Raw genomic sequence first — 2,842 nt, forward strand, 5'->3', positions numbered from 1 at the left:
TTTTCCTTTCTATAGAAAGTTTCATTGTTTTCCAATCTGTATAAAAAGAGTTATTAATCAGGGAGTCAATAATTTTTTTTAAATGCGGTACATTCGTCGCAACCTTAAGTATTCCCGTCATTCCTGTGTGTAAACTATTCATGTCACATTTTTTTATATTAACACTAATTTTTCAATTTCTCCAAATTCGTTCATGAACCATACTCTAAACTCTCCTTTTTTCAATATCTCATCTGCCAATTCATCACCTAATTCATCTCTCAAAACTCTTAATATTTTCTTTCCAGCCAACACTGCAGCTTCCAAAGCACTTTTACCACCTGCTTCAGGTAAAAAGAGATAATCTATTCCCTTTACTTCAAAATTAGAAGGATCAATCAAAGGAATATTCTGTTCTCTGATAAAGTTAATCAATTCGCCATAAAGGGTGTAAAAAAACAGGTTCATCCTTTTCTGACAAACCTGTTTCCAATCATACACTATTAGTACCTAGGTACAAAACGGTCTTTTCCTTCTGGACCTTCATAACCTGCCTTCCTCAGCTTTATACGCTCTGCCCTAATATAACCAAAGAATTTCCGCATCATCTCTAGATTTTCTTCCTTGGTCTTTTCGAAAGGATTGTCATAAATCTGATAGTCGAAAATATGGTAGGGTTGTCCATCTATCCTTTTTTGGAGGTGCCTTTTCTTAAAAGCTGGGGCATTCTCCAACATCTCTATAGTATAATCATCTTGGAATTTTAATTGTCCTGTTAAATACTGCCAATAGACTGTACCATATGAAAGTCCAGTTTTAGGGATCTTATATTTTCTTTCAAAGCTATATATACTTGTTCCATAGTCAGGATCTTCTTTTTCTTCATATTCTACTGAAGCTGAAAAAGAAATAGGATAACTGACCGCCGATAATTTTCCTTTGACCATATCTACAAATTTATTTGCTTTATTGCCTTTTAAAAATTGTTCTTCCAATTTAAAAGCTATTCCAAATTGAACTTTTCTATTCCCTTGTTCTGGTTCACGTATTGAAATCACTAACCTATTAGCTCCTTCTCCGTATATTCTAATTAATCTGTAAGCAGTTAGATCTGTAAAAAAATGTTCATGTATCCGATGAAGATCAAATTCAAGCCCTTCTTCTGATAAGATCTCTTCATCATTCTCTCTTCGAATACGAAGCTCCATTCTTTTCCAATCTGTATAGAAAGAGTTATTAATCAAGGAGTCAATGATTTTTTTTAAATGCGGAACATTCGTTACGACTTTCAGTATTCCTGTTATTCCTGTATGTAAACTATTCATATTACTATTTTATATTAACGCTAATTCTAATATTTCACCTCCCTTATCCATATACCATATCCTAAACTCTCCTCTTTCTAATATGATATCAGCTTCTTCACGCCCTATTACCTTCTCTAATACATCATCAATTTGTTTTCTCGCTAATTTTGCTGCCTCCAAAGCGCTTTTACCGCCTTTTTCAGGTAAAAAGAGAAAATCCATACCCTTGATCTTAAATTTCGAAGGATCAATCAAAGGGATATTCTGTTCTCTGATAAAGTTAATCAAATCGCCATAAAGGGTGTAAAAAAACAGGTTCATCCTTTTCTGACAAACCTGTTTCAAATCATACACTAATTAGTACCTAGGTACAAAGCGGTCTTTTCCTTCTGGCCCTTCGTAACCTGCCTTCCTCAGTTTTATACGCTCTGCCCTGATATAACCAAAGAATTTCCGCATCATCTCTAGATTTTCTTCCTTGATCTTTTCGAAAGGGTTATCGTAAATCTGATAGTCGAAAGTATGGTAAGGTTGTCCATCTATCCTTTTTTGGAGATGCCTTTTCTTAAATGCAGGGGCATTCTCCAATACCTCAACACTGTAATCGTCTTGAAACTCTAGTTGTCCTGTCAAATACTGCCAATAGACCGCACCATAAGAAAGTCCTGTTTTAGGAATCTTATATTTTCTTTCAAAGCTATATATACTACTACCATAGTCAGGATCGTCTTTTTCTTCATACATAACTGTTGCTGTAAAGGAAATTGGATAGATAAACGCTGACAATTTACCTTTGACCATATCAGCAAACTGATTAGCTTTTTTACCCAACAAATATTGTTCTTCTAACTCAAAGCTAATCCCAAATTGGACATTTCTATTCCCTTGTTTGGGTTCTAATATTGTTATACGTAACAAATTATCTCCCCCCCCATATAATTCCATCCTTCGATAGGATTCTAAATCTTTAAAAAGGAAATTATATATTCTCTCTAAATCAAATTCAATATCATCTTCCCAAGAAATATCATCATCACCCTTATTTTTCCAATCAAAATTCATAGTCTTCCAATCTACAAAGAAAGGGTTATTAATCAGAGAATTGAAAATTGACTTCATATGTGCTACGTTAGTAGCAATTTTCATTACACCTGTAACTGTTGTACTTAAACTATTCATATTATCTTTTTGTACTTAATAGTAATTCTTTAATTTTACCCTCTTTGTCCATATACCAAATTCGTATCTCTTTTCCTTCTATTATTCGTGTCGCAGTATTTGCACCAAATGATTCCAATACATTGATAATTTGCTTTTTCGCCAACTTTGCCGCTTCCAAAGCACTTTTACCTCCTGTTTCGGGTAAAAGGAGATAATCTATTCCCGTTAATTCAAAATTAGAAGGATCAATCAAAGGAATATTCTGTTCTCTGATAAAGTTAATCAACTCGCCATAAAGGGTGTAAAAAAACAGGTTCATCCTTCTCTGACAAACCTGTTTCCAATCATACACTATTAGTACCTAGGTACAAAACGATCTTTTCCTTCTGGACCAT

At 33.8% G+C, this 2,842-nt stretch carries 5 protein-coding genes; all 5 read right to left on the reverse strand.

The window, feature by feature from the left end; translation table 11 throughout:
* Nucleotides 1-153 precede the first annotated feature (153 nt).
* From HHU12_RS33410 to HHU12_RS33430, 5 genes are read right to left on the reverse strand one after another with little or no spacing between them, the layout of a single operon-like run.
* Nucleotides 154-447 carry a hypothetical protein gene (locus HHU12_RS33410; RefSeq protein ID WP_169661060.1) on the reverse strand — a complete coding sequence of 98 codons (294 nt, stop codon included), beginning with the start codon at nt 445-447 and terminating at the stop codon, nt 154-156.
* A gap of 35 nt (nt 448-482) precedes the next feature.
* Complete coding sequence (locus tag HHU12_RS33415) at nt 483-1,304, reverse strand: hypothetical protein (protein ID WP_169661061.1); 822 nt, start codon at nt 1,302-1,304, stop codon at nt 483-485.
* 9 nt (nt 1,305-1,313) lie between these two features.
* Nucleotides 1,314-1,607, reverse strand: a complete 294-nt coding sequence (locus tag HHU12_RS33420; protein ID WP_169661062.1) for a hypothetical protein — start codon at nt 1,605-1,607, stop codon at nt 1,314-1,316.
* Between the two features lie 36 nt (nt 1,608-1,643).
* Entirely contained in the window at nt 1,644-2,465 is an 822-nt protein-coding gene (locus tag HHU12_RS33425; protein WP_169661063.1) for a hypothetical protein, read from the reverse strand.
* A gap of 1 nt (nt 2,466) precedes the next feature.
* On the reverse strand, nt 2,467-2,766 hold the full coding sequence (locus HHU12_RS33430; RefSeq protein ID WP_169661064.1) for a hypothetical protein: 300 nt from the start codon (nt 2,764-2,766) through the stop codon (nt 2,467-2,469).
* Nucleotides 2,767-2,842 lie beyond the last annotated feature (76 nt).

Origin of the sequence: Flammeovirga aprica JL-4, from assembly GCF_012844305.1 — a bacterium.
Taxonomy (GTDB): Bacteria; Bacteroidota; Bacteroidia; order Cytophagales; family Flammeovirgaceae; genus Flammeovirga; species Flammeovirga aprica.